We start from the raw sequence: 24,525 nt of genomic DNA on the forward strand, positions 1-24,525 counted from the left end.
TCGACGGTAGCGGCTGGCGGACCGTGTGCATCGCTGGCAGCACTTCGAACATACCCCTAGGGGGTATGTTTTCGCAAGGTGGCGCGTCTACAGTCTCGCCAGGATGTAGTCGACACGGGCGGAGGCCTCGAGGGGCGGGACCTTCACCACGGGGAACGGCAGGGCCATGTAGACGTCGGTGATCAGCTCGTGGATCTGCTGCTGCGCCGCGGCGTCCTCGGTCCGCGCGTAGTCGTTGACCATGGGGAGGAGATCGAGCACGAACACCTTCCGATAGTTGACGCGCTCGAGCGCCTGAAGGAGCGCGGGCTCCGGCTCGAGGTGGAGGAACCGGTAGTAGGCGAGCGAGTCGGGGATGGCCCGGTCGAGGAAGACTATCTGCTCCGGATCGAGGCGCCCCTCCTGCTCGATCTCGATCGCGAGCACGTTGCGCTGGAACTCCGCCTGGCGCGCGCGGATCTCCTCGACGGTGCGCCCACCGAGCCGCTGGAGGTCGATGTAGTGCCTCGCATCCTCGATGGTGGTCGCATAGCCGCGCTCCTTGAGCAGGTTGACCGTGGTCGTCTTGCCCGAGCTGGGCCCTCCGGTGATGACGTACCAGTTCGTCACGACGCGGCCCTCACAGCATCGCGGGAACGACGACACCGGCCAGCGCCTCAGGGGCAGACTCGCCGAGGACCGTGCGGACATGGCGCTCCACGAGGGGCGCCGTCGCCTCGAAGATGGCCACGAACGACTCCCGGGCGCGCAGGAGCGGCCAGTCGTCCGGGAGGAGCTCGTACGGCATCCCCGGATCGTCCCAGGGGAAGGCACGCCACTCGTCCAGGACCTCGATCCGCAGACGGAACCCCTCCGCCGGCCCGACGGCCCCGGCGCGGATCCGCTCGAGGGCCGCCTCGTTCGCATCAGCGAACTCGGCGTAGCGCCGGGGCGGCTCGGCGGTGTCGACGATGGCCGGGCGCCGGCCCTCGAACCCCCCGTCCTCGACGCGGAACGCCATGTAGTCCTCGACCCCGTATCCCTGGGCGACCTCCCGCACCTGGTCCATCCGGTCGCGCGGCGAGAACCAGAGCGCGCCGTAGACGGGGGCGAACCCGAGCCACTTGAGGCGTGCCCGGAATGCCTCGCGGATCTCGCGCTCCGACTCGGGGACCGAGAAGGCCACCGCGGTCCAGAACCGATCCCATGGGATCCCGGGGTCCCCGAATTGGCCCACCTGACGGGCACCAATGACGAGCCTGGCGCGTGCCTCCGCGGTGAAGCGGTACCGCGAAGCCCGCCCCCCGCCGTCGTTCTCGAGGACTCCCCGCGCAGCAAGCCGACTCAGGGCAGTCGTGACGGCGGAACGGCTGAGCCCCACATCCCCGGCGAGCCGGACGATCGCCCGGGTGGGGAGCCACAGGTCAGTGCTCCGCCAGAACTCGCCGAGCAGGGTCACGAGGAGGTGCTGGCTCGTGCCCCCGCGCTGGGGCCGGGGGAAGTCGACGATGGCGGCGCCAGCCCGCCCCTGTCCGTCATAGCGCACCCCTCCATCCTCCCAGTCAGGAAGAAACTTTGCAGTTTTATTGACGCTCGCGTGTTTTAACGCAACGATTGGTATTGGTGACGCGCACCACATTCCCTGACACCGTCGTCCTCCAGGAGACCCGCATGACCGCCGGCCCCACCTCCGCAGCCAGCGCCGTGGCTGCCCACGCCCCAGGGCAGCACGCACGCAAGGCCGCCATGGCGAGCTTCGCCGGAAGCACGCTCGAGTACTACGACTTCTTCATCTACGGCTCGGCCTCAGCCCTGATCTTCAACAAGATCTTCTTCCCGGGCATCGACCCGCTCCTCGGCCAGTTCCTCTCGATGGCCACCCTCGGCATCGGCTACGTGGTCCGTCCTTTCGCCGCGGGGTTCATCGGCCACTTCGGCGACCGGATCGGCCGGAAGCAGATGCTCGTCTTCACCCTCGTCTCGATGGGCCTCGCGACGTTCCTCATCGGCTGCCTTCCGCCCACGGCCGCGATCGGGGCCGCCGCGCCGATCCTGCTCGTGCTCCTGCGCGTGGTCCAGGGCATCTCGGCAGCCGGCGAATCGGTCGGCGCCGTCACGCTCTCCCTCGAGCATGCCCCTTCGGGCCGGCGCGCGTTCTTCGCAAGCTGGGTCAACACGGGCGCCGCGGCGGGCATCATGCTGGCCTCGCTCGCCTTCCTGCTCGTCTCGCTCATGCCGCAGGCCGACCTCGTCGCGTGGGGATGGCGTCTTCCGTTCCTCGCGAGCATCGGCGTCGCCGTGGCCGGCTTCGTGATCCGCCGCCGCCTTCCGGAGGCCGAGCTGTTCGAGGAGGCGCGCGGCGCAGAGAAATCCCACGAGCTTCCGCTCAAGGTCGTGCTGCGGGACTACTGGCCCACGGTGATCAAGGTCGTCATCTTCGGGGTGTGGGCCGTCGTGTCCACGATCGTCTCGGCCTTCAGCCTCTCCTACGCCACGAACAACCACCTCGTCTCGAGCAGCATCATGCTCGCAGCCACAATCGTCACCGCAGCCCTCGCCCTCGTGGCCCAGCCGCTCTTCGGGATCCTCGCTGACCGGATCGGCCGCAAGCCCGTCTTCATCACCGGCAACGTGATCTGCGCGGCGTCGATCTTCGCGTACTTCTGGTCCATCTCGCAGGGCAGCGTGCCGCTCGTCTTCGCCACCCAGATCGTCGTCATGGTGGTCGGCTACGGCATGGTGAACCCGCTCGGCCCCGCCATCGTCGCCGAGATGTTCCCCACCCGGATCCGTTACTCCGGCGCCGCCGTCTCGTCCCAGCTCGGCCTCATCGTGACCGGCTTCGCGCCCACGATCGCCGCCGCCGTCGTGCGTCCGGGCCCTGACGGATGGGTGCCGGTGGCCGTCTTCACCGCCATCTGCTGCGGCATCTCAGCGCTCGTCACCCTCGTCTGGGTCCGTGAGACCTACAGGGTCGACACCCACGATCTCGGCGCGCGGACTGGGGCCTGAACCGTGGCCCGCAGCATCCTCATCGAGAACGACGTCGAAACCCTGCTCAGCGACGGCACCATCCTCCGCTCCACCGTCTACCGGCCTGTGGCCGAGGGCGAGCGCTTCCCCGTGCTGATGACGCGGACGCCGTACGGGCGGGACCTGTCCGTCAACTCTGCCTACTTCAACCCGGCTACGGTCGCCGCCGCGGGCTTCGTGGTGATCCTCCAGGACGTGCGCGGCCGGTTCGGCTCGGACGGCGAGTTCCGTCCGGGCGAGCAGGAGGCGGACGACGGCGCCGAGGCTGTCGAGTGGGCAGCCCGCCTCCCGTACTCCTCGGGCAGGGTGGGCATGTGGGGCCGCTCGTACTTCGGCGAGTCGCAGTGGCGAGCCGCCCGGCGCGCCCCGCACGGCCTCGGAGCCCTTGCACCGGGGGTCTGCGCTGCCGGCAGTGCGGACAACGGAGCGCTCTTCCGGGGCGGGGCGTTCGAGCTCGGCTCGCGGCTGAGCTGGGGACACGGCTCGATCTCCCTCGACACCATCCGCCGCGAGTTCGCCGGCGACCCCGAGCGCCTGCGCCTCGAGCTGGAGGCCTGGCGCGCGCTGGACGCCTCGTTCGCCGACGGCACGGCCTACCGCACGCTCCCGCTCACCGACCTCAAGTCCCGCGCGGGCACGTTCATGGAGTCGCACATCATCCCCTCGACCGGTGCCGATCCGGGCGGGGAGGCGTCGGCGGCCTGGAACTGGCCCGTCTCCGAGCCCGTCCCGCTGCCCACACTCCACATCGGCGGGTGGTTCGACATCTTCCTGCCCAACACCCTCGGCCAGTACCGGCTCCAGCTCGAGGCGTCCCGTCAGGACCCTGCCGTCCCGCGGCCGCGCCTCATCATCGGGCCTTGGAGCCACGCGAGCTTCACGGCGCTGTTCCCCGACACGGCGTTCGCGGGTGCCTCGTCCGCGGCCGTCGGCGCCTACGGGGACCTCTCCTCGATCCACGGGGAGTGGTTCCGCCACGCCCTCGCGGACGGCCCCGAGCCCGCCATGCCGCCGGTGCTCGTGTACGTCATGGGCGAGGACCGGTGGCAAGGGTTCGACGAGCTGCCCGAGCCCTCCCAGCGGCGCGAGCTGTTCCTCTCCTCGGCCGGTGCCCTCGGTGAGGCGCCCGGCGTGGAGGCATCGGCGTCGTACAGCTACGATCCGCTCGACCCGGTCCCCTCGACCGGCGGCTCGACGATGCACCTCGGTGCGGACTTCCCGGGCCCGGCCGAGCAGTCCGCCGTCGAGGCCCGCGACGACGTCCTGACCTTCACTGGCGAGCCCCTCGGGGAGGCACTCACCGTCTTCGGCGACGTGACAGCGCACCTGTACGCGTCGTCGTCGGCCGTCGATACGGATTTCGTGGTGCGGCTGTGCCGCGTCACGCCGGACGGCCGCTCGGTGGCCCTCGCGGACGGGATCGTGCGCGCCTCATGGCGGGACGCGTGCGCGCACGACGGCGTCTTCCGGGCCGGGATGCCGCGGCGTCCCCTCACGCCGGGAGCAGTCGAGGAGTACACGATCAGCCTGTGGTCCACCGCGTGCACGTTCGCCGCCGGCGACAGGATCCGCATCCAGGTCACGTCGAGCTGCCACCCCCGGTGGGACAGGAACCTCAACACGGGGGCGAGGGCCTTCGACTCGTCCGACACCGTGGTGGCACACCAGCGGCTCCACCTCGGGGCCGGGGCGCCAAGCCGGATCACGTTCGGGGTCCTTGAACGGCGGGGAGAACTTGCATGACGCAGGTACTGTCCTAGCCATGGCCCAGACACCACAGCCGCCCGCGCTCGAGTACGTCGGAACCCTCTCTGTCCTCATCGCCGACCCGATCGATGTGGGCCCCACGCCCGAGGGGCACCGGAGGATCATCCCGATCACGGGCGGCACCGTGTCCGGCCCACGGCTCAGCGGGCGAGTGCTCCCGGGAGGCGCCGACTTCCAGATCCTCCACACCCCGCAGCTCTCGCAGCTTGAGGCGCGCTATGCGATCGAGACGGAGGACGGCGCCATCGTCTCCGTTGACAACGCCGCAATCCGCGCCGGCTCCGCCGAGGCGCTGGGCCGGATAGCGCGCGGCGAGCCGGTGGACCCGGCCGAGGTCTACTTCCGGTGTGCGCCCCGGCTGAGGAGCTCGGCCCCGCGATGGGACTGGGTCAACCGGACGCTCTTCGTGGGAACCGGCGAGCGGTATCCCGACCGCGTCGTCGTCCACACCTTCGCCGTCGCCTAGTAGCTTCGGCCTAGACCGCCGGCGATTTCCTCGTGCGCGAGGGCGACGGCCCCATGGCCCGCTGCGACTGCCCGAACTCCCGATCCGGTTCCGGGCGGTCGCCGCGCCGCACTGAGTCGCCCCGCCGCGCTGACGGGCCCCACGGGGGCACCCGCCGTCGGCGAGCCGCGATGTTGCAGTCCGAGCCAGCCCGCATAGGGTGAAGGCATGGCGGATGCAGACGATCTCCTGCGCGAATTGGCCGGTCGGCACGGTGTGGCGACGTCGTTCTGGGGCTGGGGCGGGGCCCTGAAGGAAGTGTCGCCACAGACCCTGAGGTCCGTGCTCGGCGCGCTCGGCGTACCCGCGGGGTCCGCCGAGGAGATGCGCGCCGCGCTCGAGGACGCCGACCTGGCCGCATGGCGCCGCGTCCTCCCTCCGACCACGGTGGCCCGCGAGGGCCACGACACCACGGTGCTCGCACACATTCCGCACGGGAGCGCGGTCTCGGTCTGGGTGACGGCGGAGGACGGCACCGAATACCCTGCCCTGCAGGTCGAGAACTGGGACGAGCCGAGGACGGTCGACGGCGTCCTCACCGGTCGCGCTGCCTTCCTCCTTCCCGAGGGCCTCCCCCTCGGCTGGCACACCCTCCACGCCCAGAACGAGGGAGGCACCGCCGAGGCCACCCTCGTGGTCACGCCAGACCGTCTCACCACGACAGACCGCCTCGCGGACCGCCAAAGATGGGGCCTCATGGGCCAGCTCTACTCGGTGCGGTCGTCCCGCTCGTGGGGCGTCGGTGACTTCGCGGACCTCGGCGACCTCGCCGCCATTGGAGCGGCCGAGGGCGCGAGCTTCGTCCTCGTCAACCCGTTGCACGCGGCCGAGCCGGCACCGCCCATCGAGGACTCCCCCTACCTGCCCACCACCCGGCGGTTCGTCAACCCGCTCTATCTCCGGGTCGAGGACATCCCCGACTACGCATATCTCACCGGGGAGGACCGCGCGGAGGTCGAGGCACTGGCGGGCGAGTTCGCGGCGTCGAACGCCTCGACAGACCTCCTGGACCGCAACGCCTCCTACACCGCCAAGCTCGAGGCCCTCGACATGATCTGGCGGGTTCCCCGGAGCCGCGCACGCGAGGACGCGTACCGCCGGTTCTGCGACGGCGCTGGGCCGGGCCTGGACGACTTCGCGCTCTGGTGCGCGCTCGCCGAGCGGCCCGACGGACCCGGTCTGCACGAGGACGCGTGGCCGCCGCCTGCCAGCGCGAGGGCGGACCTCCTCCGGGAGCAGCTCGCGGACCGGATCGACTTCCACCGCTGGCTCCAGTGGGTCAGCGACGAGCAGCTCGACGCGGCCCAGCGCACCGCGCGGGCGGCCGGCATGGAGATCGGCCTGCTGCACGACCTCGCCGTGGGCGTGCGGCCCGACGGCGCCGACGCATGGGTGCTGGCGGACGTCCTGGCCCGCGGCGTCGCGGTCGGGGCGCCGCCGGACATGTACAACCAGCAGGGGCAGAACTGGAGCCAGCCGCCCTGGCACCCCGTGCGTCTGGCCGAGTCGGGCTACGCGGCGTACCGGGACATGCTGCGCACCATCCTCCGGCACGCCGGGGGGATCCGCGTGGACCACGTCCTCGGGCTCTTCCGCCTCTGGTGGGTCCCGGAGGGCGCACTGCCCGGCGATGGCGCGTACGTCCACTACGACCACGAGGCGCTCGTGGGCATCCTCGCGCTCGAGGCCCAGCGCGCCGGCGCGATCGTGATCGGCGAGGATCTGGGCGTCTTCGAGCCGTGGGTGCGGGACTACCTGGCCGAGCGGGGGATCTTCGGCACCTCGATCCTGTGGTTCGAGTACGACGGCGAGCGCCCCCTCGCGCCGGAGAAGTACAGGCAGGCGTGCCTCACGAGCGTGAACACCCATGACCTCCCGCCGACCGCGGGCTACCTCGCGGGCGAGCACGTGCGGCTCCGCGAAACACTGGGACTGCTCGAGCGCTCCGTCGAGGAGGAGCTCGCCGCCGCCGAGGCCGAGATCGACGGCGTCCTCGGGCTCCTCCGCGAGCGCGGACTGCTCCCAGCGGAGGTCAGCCTCGCCGACGAGCAGCGCGTCATCGAGGCGCTGTACGAGCTGACAGCGCTCACGCCCTCGTCCCTGCTCGGCGTCGCGCTCGTGGATGCGGTCGGCGACAGGCGCACGCAGAACCAGCCCGGCACCTACCTCGAGCATCCGAACTGGCGCATTCCCCTCACGGGCGCCGATGGCAACGGCATCCTCCTCGACGACCTGCGCCGCAATCCGCGCTTCGCCTCACTCCTCGCGGTGATGCGCAGCGCGGTGGACGGCTAACGGCACCCGACCTGCTCCGGTCCGCGGGATTCCGCCCGCGTTCCGTGAAATAATCTGCGTATGAATGCAGATAAGAAGGTGTGCGGACTCGACGTCGACAGCGGGTACGTCGAGCTCGCCGTCGAGATCTTCTCGATGCTCGCAGACGCGACGCGCATCCGGATCGTCCTCGCCCTGCGCGAGGGCGAACGCAGCGTGAACGACCTCGCCGAGGCCGTGGGCAAGTCCCCCGCCGCCGTCTCGCAGCACCTCGCGAAGATGCGCCTCGCACGGATAGTCTCGACGCGGCAGGAAGGCACGCGAGTCTTCTACCGCCTCGAGAACGAGCACGCGAGCACGCTCGTCTCCGACGCGATCTTCCAGGCTGAGCACGCCCTCGACGCCCACCCCCGCCACCACCACACAGAGAGGGCGGGAGCATGAGCGCGCCGCACGACCACACCCACACCCACTCCCCTGCGGGCCATCCCGCGCACGACGGCGCAGAGCACGCCGCGCGGGACGCCCATCACGACCAGGATCACGACCACTCGCACGATCACGACCACGGACACGCGCACGGCCACGATCACGGACACGACCACTCGCACGATCACGCGCACGCACACGGTCATGGCTTCCTCGGCGCGCTCAAGGAGTTCTTCGTCCCCCACACCCACGATTCCTCGGACTCGATCGACGACGCACTCGAGGCCAGCTCGGAGGGCGTGCGCGCGCTCAAGATCAGCCTGTTCGTGCTCCTGGGCACCACGGTGCTCCAGTTCGCCGTCGTGCTCGTCAGCGGGTCGGTCGCGCTCCTGGCGGACACGGTCCACAACTTCTCCGACGCCCTGACCGCGCTCCCCCTGTGGGTCGCGTTCCTCTTGGCCCGCCGCCCGGCCACGAGGCGCTACACGTACGGGCTCGGCAAGGCCGAGGACCTCGCGGGGCTCTTCATCATCGTGGTCGTCGCGCTCTCGGCGGTCGTCGCGGCGTGGCAGTCGGTCGACCGCATCATCCACCCCCAGCCCCTCGAGAACCTGTGGTGGGTCATGGCGGCCGGGGTCGTCGGCTTCGCGGGCAACGAGGCCGTCGCGGCCTACCGGATCAACGTGGGGCGCCGCATCGGCTCGGCAGCCCTCGTCGCGGACGGAATCCACGCGCGGACGGACGGCTTCACGTCCCTCGCGGTGGTGGTCGGCGCTGCGGGCGTCATGCTCGGGTTCCCACTCGCGGACCCCATCATCGGCCTGCTCATCAGCGCCGCGATCTTCGTCCTCCTGTGGGGGACGGTCAAGAGCCTGGGCCAGCGGCTGCTCGACGGCGTGGACCCCGAGCTGGTCCACCGCGCCGAGCACGCGCTCGAGCATACGCCCGGCGTCACGGGGATCGAGCGCGTCCAGCTCCGCTGGATCGGGCACCGCCTCCACGGCTCGGCAACCGTCCGGGTCGGTGCGGCGACCACGGTGGCGAGCGCCGACGTCGTGCGCGGCGACGCGGCGCACCGGCTAGCCCACGCGCTGCCTAACGTCGAGGAGATCACTGTCACGACGACTGCGGGCTGACCGGGGCGGAGCCTCGGGCCACCGCGAGAACGACGACGGCGCGCGGCGCCTTCCGTGGGGAAGGTGCCGCGCGCCGTCGTACTTCGCCCGCTTGCGGGCGTGGCCGGTTCAGGCCCGCGCCCGATTCAGGCGCAGCGCTCCTGCGTGATCCCGTAGGGGACGCTGTCGTCGAGGGCGACGGTGTACTCGCCTGCCGCCTCGCGGGTCACGAGGATGCCGCAGCATGGGCTCGTGGCGGCGCGCTTCTGGAGCGTTCCGATCGCGCTTCCGAGCGCGGAATCGAGCTCGTGGGCGGCGCCGACAACAACGGTGAGTGAATCGTGGGCATGACTGCCGCTGGACATGAGACCTCCTAGCCTCCGAAGAGTGACAGTAAAGCGTACGCAGTCAACGAAACGTCCAACAAATGCACGAACCCCCTCCCAAGTCCGATCAAGCCTTGATCGATACGACATTTGTCGCATCATCGGTGTGATCATTCGGACACTCTGTATGGCAAGGGCCACACAGGTCGCGCTGTAGGCTAGAGGCGCCCCTGTTAGAGGGATCACATTGAAGGCATTACTGCGAAGGTCTGCGCATTATGACAACGCCCAACTCATCCCGGATCCCGTCTGGCTCAGTGTCGAGCCACGTTGAGGAACCGCACCTCGCCCGCGGTCTCTCGAACCGCCACATCCAGCTGCTCGCAATCGGCGGCGCCATCGGCACCGGCCTGTTCATGGGTTCCGGCAAGACCATCTCGGTGGCTGGCCCGTCCGTGATCTTCGTCTACATGATCATCGGCTTCATGCTGTTCTTCGTCATGAGGGCCATGGGCGAGCTGCTCCTGAGCAACCTCAACTACAAGTCCTTCTCCGACTTCGCCGGCGACCTCCTCGGCCCGTGGGCCAGCTTCTTCACCGGATGGACCTACTGGTTCTGCTGGGTCGTCACGGGTGTCGCGGATGTCGTCGCGATCGCCGGCTACGCGAACGAGCTGTGGCCAGGCATCCCGGTGTGGGTTCCCGGCATCGCCACCATCGTCGTCCTCCTCGCCCTGAACCTGCCTACGGTCAAGGCCTTCGGCGAGGTCGAGTTCTGGTTCGCGCTCATCAAGATCGTCGCCATTGTGGCCCTCATCGCCACGGGCCTCTTCATGATCTTCTCGGGCTTCACCTCGAACGCGGGCACCGCTTCCTTCAGCAACATGTGGGACCACGGCGGATTCTTCCCGAAGGAGTTCATGGGCTTCGTCGCAGGCTTCCAGATCGCGGTCTTCGCCTTCACTGGCATTGAGCTCGTCGGCACCGCCGCCGCCGAGACCAAGAGCCCCGAGAAGAACCTCCCCATGGCCATCAACGCCATCCCCATCCGCGTGGGCCTGTTCTACGTCGGCGCGCTTGTGATCCTCATGTCGGTCACCCCCTGGATGGAGTTCAAGGCGGGCCATTCGCCCTTCATCGGCATGTTCTCCCTCGCAGGGCTCGGTGCCGCCGCGACGATTGTGAACCTCGTGGTCCTCACCTCCGCCATGTCGAGCGCCAACTCAGGCATCTACTCGACCTCGCGCATGGTCTTCGGCCTCGCCCAGGAGGGCGACGCGCCAGCACTGTTCGGCAAGCTCTCCAAGCGCAAGGTGCCGCAGAACGCCCTCTTCCTCTCGGGCGTGCTCCTGCTCTCAAGCCTCGTGCTCCTCTACTCGGGCAAGGACATCGGCGAGGCCTTCGACATGGTCACCACCGTCTCCGCCGTGTGCTTCATGTTCGTCTGGTCGATGATCCTGGTCAGCTACCTCGCGTTCCTCAAGCGCCGCCCCGAGCTTCACGCGGCCTCGAAGTACAAGATGCCCGGTGGGCGCGTGATGGTGTGGATCGTGTTCGCGTTCTTCGCGTTCCTCGTCTGGGCGCTGACCACCCAGCCGGACACGTTCACCGCCCTCCTCGTGACCCCGCTCTGGTTCATCGTCCTGGGCGTGGCCTGGCAGTTCGTCAAGAAGTCGCCGGTCCACCAGGCCCGGATCGTCAACCACCACGAGACCCTCGCCGAGGAGGCCAAGGTCACGGTCTGACCGTTTCACCCCGCCCGATTCCAGGGCGGGTCCCGCGGCCCAGGCCATTGCGGGTGCGCACGACGGCGGGTGGCCGGCTCACGCGAGCCGGTCACCCGTCGTCGTGCTCAACCCGGCCCATCCCGCGGTGCGTGCGTCAGACGCGCCTCGTTGGGCCGCATCCCTTGCCTGGCCCACGTCCCCCTTGCCTGGCCCGCATCCCCCTTGCGTGACCGAGCAAGGAGACGCGGGCCAGAGCAGGCGATGATGCAATACTCGGCCTGAGACCGGCGGGGTCAAGGCCCGGCTGCCCTCAGAGGTTTCGGATGACTCCGGTCCCGCTACGCTGAGCGCATGAGCCGCTTCGCCCCGCGCACTACCCCGGCCCTCGAGCCTGCCGAAGCAGCCAGACTGGCCGACGCGCTCGCGGCGCGGGACGTCTCGCTGTTCGTGGACGGCACGGCGCACCGCCTCGCTGGCCCCGTGGACGAGGCGGTCCGCGATCTGCTCGCGCGGTTCGCCCGCGGCGAGGCCGTGACGGTGAGCAGCGCGGAGGACGTCCTGACGGTCGCGCAGGCCGCCGACCTCGCGGGAATCAGCCACTCCTACGTGCGCAAGCTGACCGACGCGGGCATCTGGCCCGTGCAGTACCGGGGATCGCATCGGAGGATCCGGTGCGAGGACGTGCTCGCGTGGGTGGCCGGGCAGAAAAAGTCCCAGGGGACCTGACCCCGCATCGTCGGGACATGACCCCGCATCGTTGCGAGGTGACCCCGCATCGTCGAGACATGACTCCGCATCGTCGGGACCTGAGGGGTCAGATGCGCGGGCGGCCCGCCCAGCGCCTCGCCTTCAGCGCGAGGTGCAGCTCGAGCCGCACGCGGCCGGTCAGCGGCTCGGCACGGATGATCTTCCGAACCCGTGCGAGCCGGTGGTAGACGGTCGAGCGATGCACGTGGAGGCGGTCCGCGACGGTCTGCACGGCGCCGTCGGAGTCATAGAGCATCTCGAGGACAGGCAGGAGCTCCCCGTTGCGGTCCTCGGCCTCGAGGATCGAGAAGTAGACGCTGGTCGGCTCAGCCGCGAGCGTGCCCATGAGCTGGTAGGCGCCGACGGCCCGCACGTCCACGAGCTCGCCGAGTGCGGGATCGACGGCGGCAGCCTGCGCAGCGATCTTGGCCTGCGTGTAGGCCTCGCCGAGGCCGCGGAGCGTCGTGAACGGCTCGCTGATGCCCACGAGCACGCGTCCCGCGGGCCGGCCGGAGCGTTTGGCCAGCTCGCGTTCGTAGTGCGTGAGGACGGCTGCATGGCTCGCACGGGCCGGGGTGCCGGCGAACAGCACGACGGCGTGCGTCTCGACTCCGGCCGTGAACAGGGCCGGGTCGATGCCGGCCGTGGCCTGCATCGCCGCCGTGCTGGTGGCCACGACCGCGGCCTGCGGGTCCTGCGGCGTGACGCCATCCGGGTCGAGGAGCACCACAACCTGCCACGGAGCGTGGCCGTGGACCTCCCGCCATCCCGCGATGGCCGCGAGCGCCGACTTGTCGCCGGCCGCCGCGGCCAGGAACTCGGCCTCGCGCCGGCGCCGGTGATCGGACTCCGCCGTGTTGGACTCGAGGAGCAGCCCTCCGATGAGCTCAAGCTCGAGGCGGATGCCGGGCAGGGCGGAGAGGATCTCCGCCGAGGTCTCCTCGTCTGCGGCCTGCTGGACCCACAGGTAGCCGACCCGGAAGCCGCGCACGAGCAGGGGCACGCACACCCGGCCGTACATGCCGAGATCGGGGTTCGCCGGGACGGTGACGGGGCGGACGGCTGTGGCGATGCCGTGCGAGAGCTGCCACGCCTGGACGTCCGCGGGGAGCCGCTTAGAGAGGAGGAAATTCACCCGCACGGGGTCGGCCTGGGCCTGGTTGGACGAGTACGCGATGAGCAGGCCATCGAGGTCCTCGACGCTCAGCCCGCGCCCGAGCTTGGCTGCCGCCGCTTCCACCAGATCTTCGACGCCATGACGCACTGCTCCAGCATACGGTGTCGCGGACCACACGAGGAGACAACTGCCGCTCCATCATCAGACAGCTGTCGCATCGGAGATGCCGAAATCCGCGGAAATCCGGGGAAGTCCGCCATGCGTCCGCCACCGTGTCTGTAACACGCCTCACAAGCGGGCCTACGCTTGAAGTACCAGCGAACGGCCCCCCGGTAAGGGAACAGAGGCCTACCGGCCCCTCGAGCAATCGGAGACGAAAGTGATCATCGGAGTCCCCAAGGAAATCAAGAACAACGAGTTCCGCGTGGCCATGACGGCCGCAGGAGTGCACGAGTTCGTGGCCCACGGCCACACCGTGCTGATCGAGCGCGGCGCGGGCGTCGCCTCAGGCATCACCGATGACGAGTACCACGTTGCCGGTGCCGAGCTCGTCACGGACGCCGCGGACGTGTGGGCCCGCGCCGACATGGTCATGAAGGTCAAGGAGCCGATCGCCTCCGAGTACCGCAACTTCCGCAAGGGCCTCATCCTCTTCACGTACCTCCACCTTGCCGCCGAGCCGGAGCTCACCCGCGCCCTGCTCGATTCCGGCGTCACCGCGATCGCCTACGAGACGGTCCAGGATGGCCGCCGGCTGCCGCTCCTCGCCCCGATGTCCGAGGTCGCCGGCCGCCTGTCGGTTCAGGTCGGCGCCCAGTCGCTCCTTGCCCCGAACGGCGGCAAGGGCATCCTCCTCGGAGGCGTGCCGGGGGTCCGACCGGCCAAGGTCGTTGTGCTCGGTGCGGGCGTGGCGGGCACGAACGCCGCCGTCGTCGCGATGGGCCTCGGTGCCGATGTCACCATCCTCGACATCAACATCCCCCGGCTCACCGAGCTGGACGCCCTCTACGGCGGGCGCCTCAAGACGGTCGCGTCGAACAAGTACGAGATCGAGAAGTCACTCGTCGAGGCCGATCTCGTGATCGGTTCCGTCCTGATCCCCGGCGCGAAGGCGCCGAAGCTGGTGACCAACGAGCTGGTGGCCCGGATGAAGCCCGGCAGCGTGCTCGTGGACATCGCGATCGACCAGGGCGGCTGCTTCGAGGACTCGCACCCCACCACGCACCAGGACCCCACGTTCCTCGTGCACAACTCGATCTTCTACTGCGTCGCGAACATGCCAGGTGCCGTGCCGAACACGTCCACCTACGCGCTCACCAACGTCACGCTCCGCTACGGCATCCAGCTCGCGGACCTCGGGGTCAAGGCTGCCCTCGAGAAGGACGAGGTTCTGGCTGCCGGCCTCAACGTCGCCGCAGGGAAGGTCGTCCACCGTTCGGTCTCGGAGGCGCTCGGGCTGCCGCTCCAGAGCGACTGGCACGAGGTCGTCCCGGCCTGATCCCGGCCGGCACGGCGGCGCCCCCTACCCGGGGGCGCCGTCGTGCGTTGTGGCCAAGACCACACAGCGGATGGGGAATGCCTCCCGACCTCAGGAAGTTGACACATCACAGAAGTGCCCGCGCTGGTGCGGGTCATCGAATCTGTAAGGAGCCCCCTTGGCCGAGAACACCATCCTGACCCTCGTCGGCAGCCTGCGCGCTGAGTCCGTCAACAGCAAGTTCGCCGAGGTGGCCGCCGCGGCCGCCCCCGAGGGCACCGTCGTGAGCACGTTCGAGGGCCTCGAGGAGATCCCGTTCTACAACGAGGACCTCGACGTCGAGGGCAAGGTCCCGGCCAAGGCCGCCGAGCTCCGCGCCGCGGTCGCCGCCGCGGACGGCGTCCTCTTCGTCAGCCCCGAGTACAACGGCACGATGCCGGCCGTGCTCAACAACGCGATCGACTGGATCTCCCGCCCGTTCGGCGCCTCCTCCGCAACCGGCACGAAGGCGGCCGTGATCGGTACCTCCGCCGGCCAGTTCGGTGGCGTCTGGGCACACGACGACGTCCGCAAGTCCCTCAAGATCGCCGGCGCCGAGGTCCTCGAGGACGCCAAGCTCGCGATCGGCGCCTCCTACTCGCGCTTCGCCGAGGTGGAGCCGAAGGATGACTCTGAGGTCGTCGAGGGCATCAAGTCCGTCCTGACCGCGCTCGCCGCCCCGGTCGCCGTGGCCGAGGTCGCTTCGGCCAACTGACGCCGCACCAGGCTCATCTGAAGGTCATCTTCTGAGGGTCATGTCCTGGGGGTCACTTGAGGTGGCTCCCAGGACATGACCTTCAGACGTCTGTGGGGTCTTTGGACAGTAGCCGCAGGCGGTCGGCACACCTAGCATTTCGCCATGACGCACGACGGCGGGACGCACCTGAGCTTCTTCGGCGCCACGGATACGGTCACCGGTTCCCGGTACCTCCTCGAGCACGGGGACAAGCGGGTCCTCGTCGACTGCGGCCTCTTCCAGGGCTACAAGAAGCTGCGCGAGCGCAACCGAGCGCCCCTGCCTGTCCCGCCCGAGTCGATCGACGCCGTCGTGCTCACCCACGCCCATCTCGACCACTCGGGCTACATCCCTGCCCTCGTGAAGCGCGGATTCCGCGGTCCGGTGTACTCCACTCCCGGAACCGCGGACCTGTGCACGCTCCTCCTGCCGGATAGCGGGCACCTCCAGGAGGAAGAGGCAGAGACGGCCCGGATGCGCGGCTCGTCGCGGCACAGCGATCCGCAGCCCCTGTACACGGCCCGGGACGCAGTCGATTCGCTCGCGTACTTCCACCCGCACGAGTTCCGCGAGCCGCTCCGGCTCGGGCCCGGACTCGAAGTGCGGTTCATCCCGGCGGGACACATTCTCGGCGCATCCCAGGTGCACGTCACCGCAGGCACCGGAGCCGAGAGGTCCTCGGTCCACTTCACGGGGGACCTCGGACGCGAGGACGATCCGCTCATGAAGCCGCCCGCGCCCCTCGAGCCGACGGACGTGCTCGTCACCGAGTCGACCTACGGCGACCGGGCACATCCCCGGAACGATCCCACGGAGGCGCTGGGCGACGTCGTGCGACGCGTTGCGAAGCGCAACGGGGTCGTGGTGATCGCCGCGTTCGCGGTGGGACGGGCGGAGACGCTCATGCTGCACCTCGCGCGGCTGCGGCGCCGCGACAGGATCCCGGACATCCCGATCTACCTCAACAGCCCGATGGCCGTGGATGCCACGGAGCTCTACCAGAAGTACCCCGAGGAGCACCGGCTGAACGAGCGGGAGTTCCGCGAGATGTACGCGCTCCCCCAGATGGTCCGCGACGCCGACGATTCGCGCCTGCTGAACCTCCGTGGCGGCCCGATGGTCATCATCTCCGCGTCGGGCATGCTCACGGGCGGACGCGTGCTGCACCACGTCGAGGCGTACGGAGAAGACCCGAAGAACGCAATCGTGCTCAGCGGCTACCAGGCCGGCGGGACGCGCGGGGCCTCCCTGCTCGACGGCGCGACGAGCCTGCGCATCTACGGCCGGGACGTGCCGATCCGCGCGGAAGTCGTGAGTCTGGACAACCTCTCCGCACACGCAGACGGCGACGAGATCATGCGCTGGATGGGCACGTGCCCACGCGCGCCGAAAATGGTCTACGTGACGCACGGCGAGGTCGGCGCCTCGGACACCCTGCGGCGCCGCATCCAGCACGAGCTCGGGTGGCGCGCCCGCGTCCCCGAGCACCTCGAGACCGTGGACCTTGCCCATCCACGCTGAGAAGCACTCTGGGCTCCATACCGAGGGGGACATCATGAAGACCATCCGGCTGGCTGCAGGTTCTGCCGCACTCGCTGCCGCTCTCGCCCTCGCGGGCTGCTTCGGACCCCCGTCGCCGGGCCCTTCACCGTCCGCATCAGCCTCCCAGTCCGTCCCGCCCAGCGCGTCCGCGAGCACGACGACGAGCGCGAGCCCCGCGCCGTCGTCCTCCACGGGCACCCCTTCGGCGAGCGCACCATCCACCGCGAGCACAACCCCGACGCCCAGCACGGCCCCGACGCCGAGCACTCCCGCGCCCTCGACGTCCTCGCCCGCAGCGGAGCCGACCGGCGGCCAGCTTCCCGAGCAGACCGCCCCGCTGACGATCTACTACATCGCGGTCGGCGACGGCGGGGTGTCGGGCCCGACCGTGGGCTGCGGCGACAGCGCCGTCGCGACGTACACCGAGCCGGTGACGTTCCGCGACCAGGTGGGGCCGAGCCTCAACAGGCTGTTCGCCAACCACAGCAGGACGATCGGCCAGTCCGGGCTCATCAACGTCCTGTACCAGTCGAACCTCACCTACGTGAGCGGATCCTTCGACGGCACCACGATCACCGTCCAGCTCTCCGGCTCGTTCCTCCTCGGCGGGGTGTGCGATATTCCGCGTGCCGAGGCGCAGATCAACCTGACGGCGATGGCGGCTGCCGGGGCGCAGCGGGCCGCGGTGTTCGTGAACGGGCGGCCGCTCGCGGATGTGCTGAGCCTGAAAGGCTGAGCGGTCGCTCCCCGCGTCCTCCCGGCCTACTCTGGAAGGGAGGCCGGCACTGACCCGTGCGGCCGCGCGGGCACGGCCTCACAGCCAAGAACCGAGGCGACAGACATGTCAGGATTCGAGCCGGACGCCGAGGACCGGATCCACAGCGAGGCACCGGCCGAGGGCGACCCCGACCTGGACGTGACAGAGATCCGGGCCCACTCCGAGGCGCCAGCGGAGGGACCCGACGAAGACTAGCTGCTGAGAAACCTGCGGGCGCGCTGGCGAGGGGCTGCCAGCGCGGAGAGGTAACGCCACGGCCGGGTCCGTGGCGTTACCTCTCGGCAGACCCTATGATGGCTTGAGATTCACGAGATTCACAGGATTCACCGACATTCACAGGAGATCGTGTGGAAAACCCCTTCAAGCCGACCGCTGGCGCCACGCCCCCCGACATCATCGGCAGGCAGGGCCTGCTCGACGAGTTCGCCTACGGGCTCCGGATCCGATCCGGGGCCCCCGGCCTCCTGACCATCTTCACCGGGGCGCGGGGGGTGGGCAAGACCGTCATGCTCGGGGCCGCCGAGAACACCGCCCGCACCCAAGGGTGGGCCGTCATCTCCGAGACGGCGACGCACGGCTTCCTGGGCCGCATCGGCAACGCCATGGGCGAGTTCGCCGACGAGCTCGGCGACGGGCCTTCCGGCAGGAAGATCACCGGGGTGACCGTCGCCGGCTTCGGCGTGACGACCCATCTCCCGCCGGAGAAGCAGGTCGAGTGGCGCGAGACAGGGGCGCGCCTGCTGAGGCTCCTCGACTCCCGCGGAACGGGACTTGTCATCACCGTGGACGAGATCCATGCTGCCGATCGGCAGGAGATCGCCCAGCTTGCGGCAGACGTGCAGCACTTCATCAGGGAGGGGCTGCCCATCGGCCTGGTCTTCGCGGGCCTCCCTGCTGCGGTCTCCGACCTGCTCAACGAGGGGGTGGCCACGTTCCTGCGGAGAGCAGACAGGATCGATCTGCACGGGGCATCCATCGAGGAGGTCCAGCGGTCCTATGAGCAGACCTTCGCCGCAGGAGGCTTTCCTCTCGAACCCGCTCTGGCGGCGGCCGCAGCCGAAGCCACCGGCGGCTACCCCTTCCTGATCCAGCTCGTCGGGTACTTCCTGTGGCAGGAGGCGGAGGAGGCGTCGGAACTCACGGCGGCACATGTGGAGCACGCCGTCGCGGCGGCGCACCGCAGGAACGAGCGAGTGGTCATCGAAGCGGCCCTGTCGAGCGCGTCCCACCGCGACCTCGACTTCCTGAGAGCCATGGCTGAGGACGACGACGCCTCGTCGGTAGGCGACATCGGTGCGCGCATCGTGGCCAAGCCGAACACCATCGGCAACTACAGGTCCCGGCTCATCGACGCCGGCCTCATCGAGCCGGCCGGGTACGGGATCGTGCGGTTCGCGATCCCCGGGCTCCGCGAGCACCTGCGCGAGAACCGCTGACACGGGAGATTTCCGCTAGGCCGCTCTCAGCGGCCCTCGGTGACCACCTTGGCGAGGTTGGCAAGGCCCTTCTCGAAGTCCTTGCCGATCATCGTGTCCATGTTCATGACCTTCGCGAAGACTGCGGCCACCCCCGTGTTCTGGCCCTTCATGGACCAGGTGACGCGCGTGCCGCCGTGGTCGGGCTCGAACGTGAAGCCGGTCGGGTTGACCGCCTTGAACGGCTTGACGAATACGAGGCGCAGCCGGATGCTCTCGGCCTCCACGGCCTCGAGAATCTGCATGCTCCCGGCCCCCGCCTTGCGATTTCCCCGCCACGAGTACTGGGCCCCGACACCAGACTGGGGGCCCGAGTAGGTGCGCTCCATTCCGGGGTCGAGGTCCTCCCAGGGGGACCACGCCGGCCACCCGTGGAAGTTCACGACGTGCGGATAGACCGCCTCGGGCGGGGCTGGGATGAAGGCGCTGCGAGTGATCGTGTAAGCAGCCATGGAGCCAACTCTAGTGCGGCATGAAGGCGGCGTTAAGGCTCCAGCGTCCCGACTGCTCGAGCCCCGGGCCGGCGGAGCTTGAACGAGCCGATCCTGTACTCACCCGCGAGTCAGTGCTCGCCCGCGGCGCCGCCGAGCGCAGCTGCCGCATTTGTCTAACGCGGCGGCGTTGCGGGGCCGCTGCCCGGCGGGACGGGGCCATCAGGGGGGATGGGCTCCCCCGGCACCGGCCCACCCGGTGAAGGCCGTCCGGGCCCGGGGAGCGGCCCATCGGGGTCGAACGGCGGGAACGTGTCCGGGCCGGGCTCGGGGATGCCCGGGTCTTCCGGGCCACCGGGCCGCGGCGGGACACGCGGTGGCCCGGGCTCGGGAGGAAGGGTGCTGTGCATCTTCGAGGGCTGCATCTTCGAGGGCTTCATCCCTCACTTTTGCCCGGTCGTAGACGGGCTACACAGCTTGACCGCTCGGCTCGTCCGAAGGGCGCCATGTTTGCTTTGCCCTGCAAGGGGGAAAGAAAGCTGTACGCGCTGGGCGCCACCGATCCGGCGCGCGGAAGGAGGACACCATTATGGGTCTCGGAGACAAGTTCGAGAACAAGGCCGAAGAGCTCAAGGGCAAGACCAAGGAGCACGTCGGAGACGCGACGGACAACAGGGATCTCGAAGCCGAAGGCAAGGCCGATCAGGCCAAGGCCGGCGTCAAGCAGGCCGGAGAGCACGTCAAGGACGCCGTCCGCGACGTCACCGACAAGTAGTCCGAGGACCTGAGCCCGGTCGAGCAGCGGATGTACGACGGCGGCGACTCGCCCATGCGGGGCGGGTCGCCGCCGTCGCGCGTCCAGTCACGCCAGCAGCTGGGTGCGCATCCTCAGCGCGGTGCCCGTCTCAGTGTCCGTGGTGGTGCATGACGTGCTTGGTGCGGGAGTAGTCGTCGAGGGCGTAGATGGAGAGGTCGCGTCCGTAGCCGGAGCCCTTGAAGCCGCCCCAGGGGGCCTCGTTGGCAATGACCAGGTGGGAGTTGACCCAGACGGTGCCGGCGTCGATGCGGGCAGCGGCGTTGTGGCTGCGGCGGGCGTTCTCGGTCCAGACCGAGGCGGCAAGGCCGACGGGCACGTCATTGGCGCGGCGGATGGCCTCGTCGTCGTCGGCGAAGGTCTCCACGGTGACCACGGGGCCGAAGATCTCCTCGCGGGTGCACTCGGCGCCCTCGGGGACGTCCACAAGGACGGTGGGCTCAACGAAGTAGCCGGGTCCCAGGATCGCGGAACCGCCGGCAGCGGCCCGCGCTCCCTCCGCGAGGGCGCGCTCGATGTGGCCCAGGACGCGGTCGTAGTGGGTCTTGGAGAACAGCGGGCCGATCTCGATGTCGTCCCCGGCCTGCGGCTCCCCCACGGCCAGGGCCGTGACCTCGGCAACGAGGTGGGCGGTGAACTCCTCTGCGACGGACTCGTGCACGAGCACGCGGCACGCAGCCCCGCATTCCTGGCCGGAATTCCAGAAGGACGCCGTGCGCAGGGCCGCAGCAGCGGCCTTGACGTCCGCATCGGCGAAGATCACGACGGGTGCCTTGCCACCGAGCTCGAGGTGGACACGCTTGAGGGACTCCGCGGCGGCGCGGGCGACGGCGCGGCCGCTGCCGACCGAGCCGGTCAGGGCGATCATGTCCACGTCCGGGTGCTCGGCCAGGCGCGCCCCGACCACGGAGCCCTTGCCCGCAACGACGTTGAAGACCCCGGGCGGGAGGAGGTCGGCGGTCAGCTCGGCGAACTTCAGGGTGGTCAGCGGGGTCTGCTCGGACGGCTTGATGACTAGGGTGTTCCCGGCCGCCAGGATTGGGGCGATCTTCCAGGCGGCCATGAGCAGGGGGTAGTTCCACGGGGTGACGACCCCGATGACGCCGAGGGGCTCGCGCAGGATCACGGAGAGGTGGTCCTCGACGTAGTCGCCCGCAGCCATTGTCGTGGTTGCCCGCAGTGCACCGGCCATGAACCGGAACGTGTCGATCGCGCTGTCCACGTCGTCCCGGGAGACCGCGAAGGGCTTGCCGGTGTCCGCGGACTCGAGGCGGACGAGGAGGTCGTAGTGCTCGGCCAGCCGGTCGGCGATCCTGTGCAGGACCCCGGAGCGCTCCCTCGGGACCATCCGGCCCCACGAGGCCTTTGCGGCGGCCGCGGCGGCGACCGCCGCGTCAGTGTCAGCCGCGGTGCCCGCCGGGACCCGGGTGATGACCTCCTCCGAGCACGGGTCCACGACGTCCACGAGATCCCCGCCGGGAGTCTCCCTGAATGCGCCGTCGATGAAGTGCTGCGCCGGCGGCAGGTCACCGGGATTCAGGAGGTGGGCCGCTCCGTAAGCTCGCCGGAGCGTGAACGCCGTCTGGTCTGAAACTGTCATCGGATGTCGTCCTTGGCTCGAAGAGGGTCGGGGCAGTCGGGCGAACCGTGCGCTCCCGGCTGCGGGTGCTGTCGTCTCGACGTGTGATCACCATCATAGTTGGATTCGATCAAAGATCAATGCTTGATCTCCGCCGGGGCTGTTCGTTGAGTCGTCCGTTGAGGCGGCGTGGTTCACGCAGCGCGGCGGAGATCCGCCGATATATTTGATCCATGCCGATTTCCAAGCGGGCCGAGCCGGCGCTGCTGACCGACCAGGTCTATGCGACGCTTCACGCCGCGATCCTCAACGGGGATCTGCCCGCTGGGTCTCGTCTCACGGTGCGCGAGCTCGCCGAGCAGGTGGGAACCAGCGCGATGCCGGTCCGCGAGGCGATCCGACGGCTCGAGGAAGCCGGGATGGTTGAACGCGAACCCCACAAGGGCGCGGTCGTCAAGGCCCTCACGCTCGAGGAGCTCGTCCATGTCTACGACATCCGGCGGCTGCTCGAAGTCGAGGCGGCGCGCCTGGGCAGCGAACACGTCACGGACGAGGACTGCGACAGGATGCAGGCGGAGTACGACCTCATACGCGAGGCAATCCGAGAACGCAGGGTCGTGGACCTCCTGGACCACGACGAATCGCTCCTCACCATCCTCTACAGCGCCTCGGGCAACCCGCTGCTGGTGAAGATGATCCAGAACCTCTGGCTCCAGTGCCGGGCCTACAAGATCGTGGGCGCCACCGGCACCCTCGACGCGGTGGGCGACGACTCGCTGTGGCGGTACCAGCAGTCACTCATCACCGCCGCCCGCAACCGGGACGCCATCTCCGGCGCGGCGGTCAACGACGCCTCGCTCGTCAACGCCACGAACCGCATCAAGGCCCTCCTCGCGGCCCAGCGCAGCGGCAACTAGCCCCACCGGGCGGACCCGGCGGGACGTCAGCGCGCCCCGGAAGTCCGCGCGCGCCGTCGTCCGCCGAAGGCATGCTCTCATCCCACGCTGCGCAGCCAGCCGGACCTGTTTCAAGTTTTTGATCAAAAGACTTGCTAGATCTTTGATCGAATCCTATCTTTGTAGACGAGACGTGCTTCACAACAGCGAGAGATCACCGGCACGTCGCCCCAGCCCTTCAGCGCACCAGCGCATCGGCTCCGGCGCACCGGAGCCCCTCAGACCACGATCGAACCCCGCGCTACATCGACCAGGAGTTCTCGATGACCACGAATCCGTTGGACGACGCACCACTGTCCCCCTTCCACAAGAAGCTCGCACTGTTCTCCTCGGGCGGCCCGTTCCTCGACGGCTACGTCCTGTCCATCATCGGAGTTGCGATGGCGCAGCTCACGGGCCAGTGGCATCTGGACGCGACCGAGCAGGGCCTCATCGGGGCCTCAACGCTCTTGGGCATCCTGCTCGGCGCGTTCGCCGGCGGCTACCTGACCGACCTCTTCGGCCGGAAGATGCTGTTCACGATCGACCTCGTCGCCATCATCGCCTTCTCCGCCGCCCAGTTCTTCGTGGGCGACGTCGTGTGGCTCATCGTGCTTCGCCTGCTCATCGGCGTGGCGGTCGGCGCGGACTACCCCATAGCGACGTCGCTGCTCGCCGAGTTCGCGCCGAGGAAGTACCGCGGGCCGCTGCTCGGCCTCTACGTCACGATGTGGTTCGTCGGCGCGGCTGCGGCCTACATCTTCGGCGAGATGCTCAGCAACCTCGGCCAGGACGGCTGGCGGTGGATGCTGGCCAGCGCCGCGCTGCCCGCGCTGCTGATCGTCCTTGCCCGCATCGGGACGCCCGAATCGCCGCGATGGCTCGCGAGCCGTGGGCGCATCGACGAGGCCAACGCCGTGCTGCGGCAGGTCTACGGCGAGGGGGTGAGCATCGCCGACCTCCCCGACGAGGTGAAGGAGAACCTCAATGTCCGGGCACTCCTCCGCTCAGGCTACGGCGGGCGCATGCTGTTCATCGCCGTCTTCTGGACGGCCTCGATCATCCCGCTGTTCGCGGTCTACGCCTTCGCTCCTGCCATCCTCGGCGCGCTTCACCTCGACGGCGACATGGCCCAGTGGGGCTCGGCACTCATCACCGTGATGTTCATGGTCGGCTGCGTCATCGCCGTCTTCGTGGTGAACAGGATGGGCCGCCGCCCCCTCATGATCCACAGCTTCCTCTGGTCCGGGGTCGCGTTGGCGCTCCTCGGCCTGTTCCCCGGCGCGCCGACGGCGATCGTCATGGTCCTCTTCATCGGCTACGCAACCCTCATCGGCGGCACGCAGATCATGCAGTGGGTCTACCCCAACGAGCTGTTCCCCACCGAGATCCGCGGCTCGGCCGTCGGTCTGGCGTCCTCGCTCAGTCGCATCGGCGCCGCCGTGGGCACGTTCCTCGTGCCCGTGGCACTCAACAGCCTCGGCATCGGGACCACGATGCTCATCGCCGCCGGCATCACCCTCTTCGGCGCCGCGATCTCCGTCTTCTGGGCCCCCGAGACCCGTGGCCTATCCCTGAGTGAGAGCGCTTCCCTCGCCGGCGCGGCTGCTCAGCCGGCCGGGGCCCGGAAGCTCGTCCGCTCCTAGACCAAGCACCCTGCAGGCCGTCCCCGAGACGTCCCCTCGACAAAGGAAAGTCAC

At 69.3% G+C, this 24,525-nt stretch carries 23 protein-coding genes; 17 read left to right on the forward strand and 6 right to left on the reverse strand.

Annotated elements, in window-relative coordinates; all coding sequences use genetic code 11:
* Positions 1-87 precede the first annotated feature (87 nt).
* Complete coding sequence (locus tag RBS60_RS03230; protein WP_307956082.1) at positions 88-609, reverse strand: ATP-binding protein; 522 nt, start codon at positions 607-609, stop codon at positions 88-90.
* A gap of 10 nt (positions 610-619) precedes the next feature.
* Complete coding sequence (locus tag RBS60_RS03235) at positions 620-1,525, reverse strand: PaaX family transcriptional regulator C-terminal domain-containing protein (protein WP_307956083.1); 906 nt, start codon at positions 1,523-1,525, stop codon at positions 620-622.
* A 125-nt stretch (positions 1,526-1,650) separates the two neighbouring features.
* Here RBS60_RS03235 and RBS60_RS03240 point away from each other — a divergent pair, with 125 nt between their 5' ends.
* The 6 genes from RBS60_RS03240 (at position 1,651) to RBS60_RS03265 (ending at position 9,123) form a co-directional block, all read left to right on the forward strand.
* Positions 1,651-2,991: an MFS transporter gene (locus tag RBS60_RS03240; protein WP_307956084.1), complete on the forward strand. Its 1,341-nt coding sequence runs from the start codon at positions 1,651-1,653 to the stop codon at positions 2,989-2,991.
* Positions 2,992-2,994: 3 nt separating this feature from the next.
* Complete coding sequence (locus RBS60_RS03245) at positions 2,995-4,755, forward strand: CocE/NonD family hydrolase (RefSeq protein WP_307956085.1); 1,761 nt, start codon at positions 2,995-2,997, stop codon at positions 4,753-4,755.
* 19 nt (positions 4,756-4,774) lie between these two features.
* Positions 4,775-5,245 carry a DUF3237 domain-containing protein gene (locus tag RBS60_RS03250; RefSeq protein WP_307956086.1) on the forward strand — a complete coding sequence of 157 codons (471 nt, stop codon included), beginning with the start codon at positions 4,775-4,777 and terminating at the stop codon, positions 5,243-5,245.
* Between the two features lie 207 nt (positions 5,246-5,452).
* Positions 5,453-7,579: a 4-alpha-glucanotransferase gene (gene malQ, locus RBS60_RS03255; protein WP_307956087.1), complete on the forward strand. Its 2,127-nt coding sequence runs from the start codon at positions 5,453-5,455 to the stop codon at positions 7,577-7,579.
* Between the two features lie 60 nt (positions 7,580-7,639).
* Complete coding sequence (locus RBS60_RS03260; protein ID WP_307956088.1) at positions 7,640-8,002, forward strand: metalloregulator ArsR/SmtB family transcription factor; 363 nt, start codon at positions 7,640-7,642, stop codon at positions 8,000-8,002.
* Positions 7,999-9,123: a cation diffusion facilitator family transporter gene (locus RBS60_RS03265; protein WP_307956089.1), complete on the forward strand. Its 1,125-nt coding sequence runs from the start codon at positions 7,999-8,001 to the stop codon at positions 9,121-9,123. The genes RBS60_RS03260 and RBS60_RS03265 overlap by 4 nt, the downstream gene beginning before the upstream one ends.
* 125 nt (positions 9,124-9,248) lie before the next feature.
* Here the strand turns inward: RBS60_RS03265 and RBS60_RS03270 are convergent, their stop codons facing one another.
* On the reverse strand, positions 9,249-9,467 hold the full coding sequence (locus tag RBS60_RS03270) for a hypothetical protein (RefSeq protein WP_307956090.1): 219 nt from the start codon (positions 9,465-9,467) through the stop codon (positions 9,249-9,251).
* A 239-nt stretch (positions 9,468-9,706) separates the two neighbouring features.
* Between RBS60_RS03270 and RBS60_RS03275 the strand changes: the two genes are divergently transcribed.
* Together RBS60_RS03275 and RBS60_RS03280 are read left to right on the forward strand one after the other, a co-directional pair.
* Positions 9,707-11,173: an amino acid permease gene (locus RBS60_RS03275; RefSeq protein ID WP_307956091.1), complete on the forward strand. Its 1,467-nt coding sequence runs from the start codon at positions 9,707-9,709 to the stop codon at positions 11,171-11,173.
* Between the two features lie 333 nt (positions 11,174-11,506).
* Positions 11,507-11,881 carry a helix-turn-helix domain-containing protein gene (locus RBS60_RS03280; protein WP_307956092.1) on the forward strand — a complete coding sequence of 125 codons (375 nt, stop codon included), beginning with the start codon at positions 11,507-11,509 and terminating at the stop codon, positions 11,879-11,881.
* An 88-nt stretch (positions 11,882-11,969) separates the two neighbouring features.
* Here the strand turns inward: RBS60_RS03280 and RBS60_RS03285 are convergent, their stop codons facing one another.
* Positions 11,970-13,166 carry a helix-turn-helix domain-containing protein gene (locus RBS60_RS03285; protein WP_307956093.1) on the reverse strand — a complete coding sequence of 399 codons (1,197 nt, stop codon included), beginning with the start codon at positions 13,164-13,166 and terminating at the stop codon, positions 11,970-11,972.
* A gap of 232 nt (positions 13,167-13,398) precedes the next feature.
* Between RBS60_RS03285 and ald the strand changes: the two genes are divergently transcribed.
* The 6 genes from ald (at position 13,399) to RBS60_RS03315 (ending at position 19,027) form a co-directional block, all read left to right on the forward strand.
* Complete coding sequence (gene ald, locus RBS60_RS03290) at positions 13,399-14,517, forward strand: alanine dehydrogenase (protein ID WP_307956094.1); 1,119 nt, start codon at positions 13,399-13,401, stop codon at positions 14,515-14,517.
* 157 nt (positions 14,518-14,674) lie between these two features.
* Positions 14,675-15,250 carry an NADPH-dependent FMN reductase gene (locus RBS60_RS03295; RefSeq protein WP_307956095.1) on the forward strand — a complete coding sequence of 192 codons (576 nt, stop codon included), beginning with the start codon at positions 14,675-14,677 and terminating at the stop codon, positions 15,248-15,250.
* Positions 15,251-15,394: 144 nt separating this feature from the next.
* Entirely contained in the window at positions 15,395-16,792 is a 1,398-nt protein-coding gene (locus tag RBS60_RS03300) for an MBL fold metallo-hydrolase (protein ID WP_307956097.1), read from the forward strand.
* A 34-nt stretch (positions 16,793-16,826) separates the two neighbouring features.
* A complete protein-coding gene (locus RBS60_RS03305) occupies positions 16,827-17,549 on the forward strand; it encodes a hypothetical protein (protein WP_307956098.1) in 723 nt (240 codons plus the stop codon).
* 105 nt (positions 17,550-17,654) lie between these two features.
* Positions 17,655-17,786: a hypothetical protein gene (locus RBS60_RS03310; RefSeq protein ID WP_307956099.1), complete on the forward strand. Its 132-nt coding sequence runs from the start codon at positions 17,655-17,657 to the stop codon at positions 17,784-17,786.
* Between the two features lie 152 nt (positions 17,787-17,938).
* Positions 17,939-19,027 (forward strand): ATP-binding protein, encoded by a 1,089-nt coding sequence (locus RBS60_RS03315; RefSeq protein WP_307956100.1) that lies wholly within the window; start codon positions 17,939-17,941, stop codon positions 19,025-19,027.
* A gap of 26 nt (positions 19,028-19,053) precedes the next feature.
* Here the strand turns inward: RBS60_RS03315 and RBS60_RS03320 are convergent, their stop codons facing one another.
* Positions 19,054-19,518, reverse strand: coding sequence for an SRPBCC family protein (locus RBS60_RS03320; protein WP_307956101.1), 465 nt, complete (start codon positions 19,516-19,518; stop codon positions 19,054-19,056).
* 568 nt (positions 19,519-20,086) lie between these two features.
* Between RBS60_RS03320 and RBS60_RS03325 the strand changes: the two genes are divergently transcribed.
* Complete coding sequence (locus RBS60_RS03325) at positions 20,087-20,272, forward strand: CsbD family protein (protein ID WP_307956102.1); 186 nt, start codon at positions 20,087-20,089, stop codon at positions 20,270-20,272.
* A gap of 130 nt (positions 20,273-20,402) precedes the next feature.
* Here RBS60_RS03325 and RBS60_RS03330 read toward each other — a convergent pair whose 3' ends face one another.
* On the reverse strand, positions 20,403-21,911 hold the full coding sequence (locus RBS60_RS03330; RefSeq protein WP_307956103.1) for an aldehyde dehydrogenase family protein: 1,509 nt from the start codon (positions 21,909-21,911) through the stop codon (positions 20,403-20,405).
* 212 nt (positions 21,912-22,123) lie between these two features.
* Between RBS60_RS03330 and RBS60_RS03335 the strand changes: the two genes are divergently transcribed.
* Positions 22,124-22,807 carry a GntR family transcriptional regulator gene (locus RBS60_RS03335; RefSeq protein ID WP_307956104.1) on the forward strand — a complete coding sequence of 228 codons (684 nt, stop codon included), beginning with the start codon at positions 22,124-22,126 and terminating at the stop codon, positions 22,805-22,807.
* 302 nt (positions 22,808-23,109) lie between these two features.
* Positions 23,110-24,471 carry an MFS transporter gene (locus tag RBS60_RS03340; protein WP_307956105.1) on the forward strand — a complete coding sequence of 454 codons (1,362 nt, stop codon included), beginning with the start codon at positions 23,110-23,112 and terminating at the stop codon, positions 24,469-24,471.
* The last annotated feature ends 54 nt before the right edge of the window (positions 24,472-24,525 follow it).

It is taken from the genome of Sinomonas sp. ASV486, from assembly GCF_030908215.1.
Lineage (GTDB): Bacteria > Actinomycetota > Actinomycetes > Actinomycetales > Micrococcaceae > Sinomonas > Sinomonas puerhi.

Excerpts from the sequence above, each read along its gene's own strand:
- RBS60_RS03240 (WP_307956084.1), top strand. The coding sequence starts at position 1,651 with ATGACCGCCGGCCCCACCTCCGCAGCCAGCGCCGTGGCTGCCCACGCC.
- RBS60_RS03250 (WP_307956086.1), top strand. The coding sequence starts at position 4,775 with ATGGCCCAGACACCACAGCCGCCCGCGCTCGAGTACGTCGGAACCCTC.
- malQ (WP_307956087.1), top strand. The coding sequence starts at position 5,453 with ATGGCGGATGCAGACGATCTCCTGCGCGAATTGGCCGGTCGGCACGGT.
- RBS60_RS03260 (WP_307956088.1), top strand. The coding sequence starts at position 7,640 with ATGAATGCAGATAAGAAGGTGTGCGGACTCGACGTCGACAGCGGGTAC.
- RBS60_RS03265 (WP_307956089.1), top strand. The coding sequence starts at position 7,999 with ATGAGCGCGCCGCACGACCACACCCACACCCACTCCCCTGCGGGCCAT.
- RBS60_RS03270 (WP_307956090.1), bottom strand. The coding sequence starts at position 9,467 with ATGTCCAGCGGCAGTCATGCCCACGATTCACTCACCGTTGTTGTCGGC.
- RBS60_RS03275 (WP_307956091.1), top strand. The coding sequence starts at position 9,707 with ATGACAACGCCCAACTCATCCCGGATCCCGTCTGGCTCAGTGTCGAGC.
- RBS60_RS03280 (WP_307956092.1), top strand. The coding sequence starts at position 11,507 with ATGAGCCGCTTCGCCCCGCGCACTACCCCGGCCCTCGAGCCTGCCGAA.
- RBS60_RS03300 (WP_307956097.1), top strand. The coding sequence starts at position 15,395 with ATGACGCACGACGGCGGGACGCACCTGAGCTTCTTCGGCGCCACGGAT.
- RBS60_RS03305 (WP_307956098.1), top strand. The coding sequence starts at position 16,827 with ATGAAGACCATCCGGCTGGCTGCAGGTTCTGCCGCACTCGCTGCCGCT.
- RBS60_RS03310 (WP_307956099.1), top strand. The coding sequence starts at position 17,655 with ATGTCAGGATTCGAGCCGGACGCCGAGGACCGGATCCACAGCGAGGCA.
- RBS60_RS03320 (WP_307956101.1), bottom strand. The coding sequence starts at position 19,518 with ATGGCTGCTTACACGATCACTCGCAGCGCCTTCATCCCAGCCCCGCCC.
- RBS60_RS03325 (WP_307956102.1), top strand. The coding sequence starts at position 20,087 with ATGGGTCTCGGAGACAAGTTCGAGAACAAGGCCGAAGAGCTCAAGGGC.
- RBS60_RS03330 (WP_307956103.1), bottom strand. The coding sequence starts at position 21,911 with ATGACAGTTTCAGACCAGACGGCGTTCACGCTCCGGCGAGCTTACGGA.
- RBS60_RS03335 (WP_307956104.1), top strand. The coding sequence starts at position 22,124 with ATGCCGATTTCCAAGCGGGCCGAGCCGGCGCTGCTGACCGACCAGGTC.
- RBS60_RS03340 (WP_307956105.1), top strand. The coding sequence starts at position 23,110 with ATGACCACGAATCCGTTGGACGACGCACCACTGTCCCCCTTCCACAAG.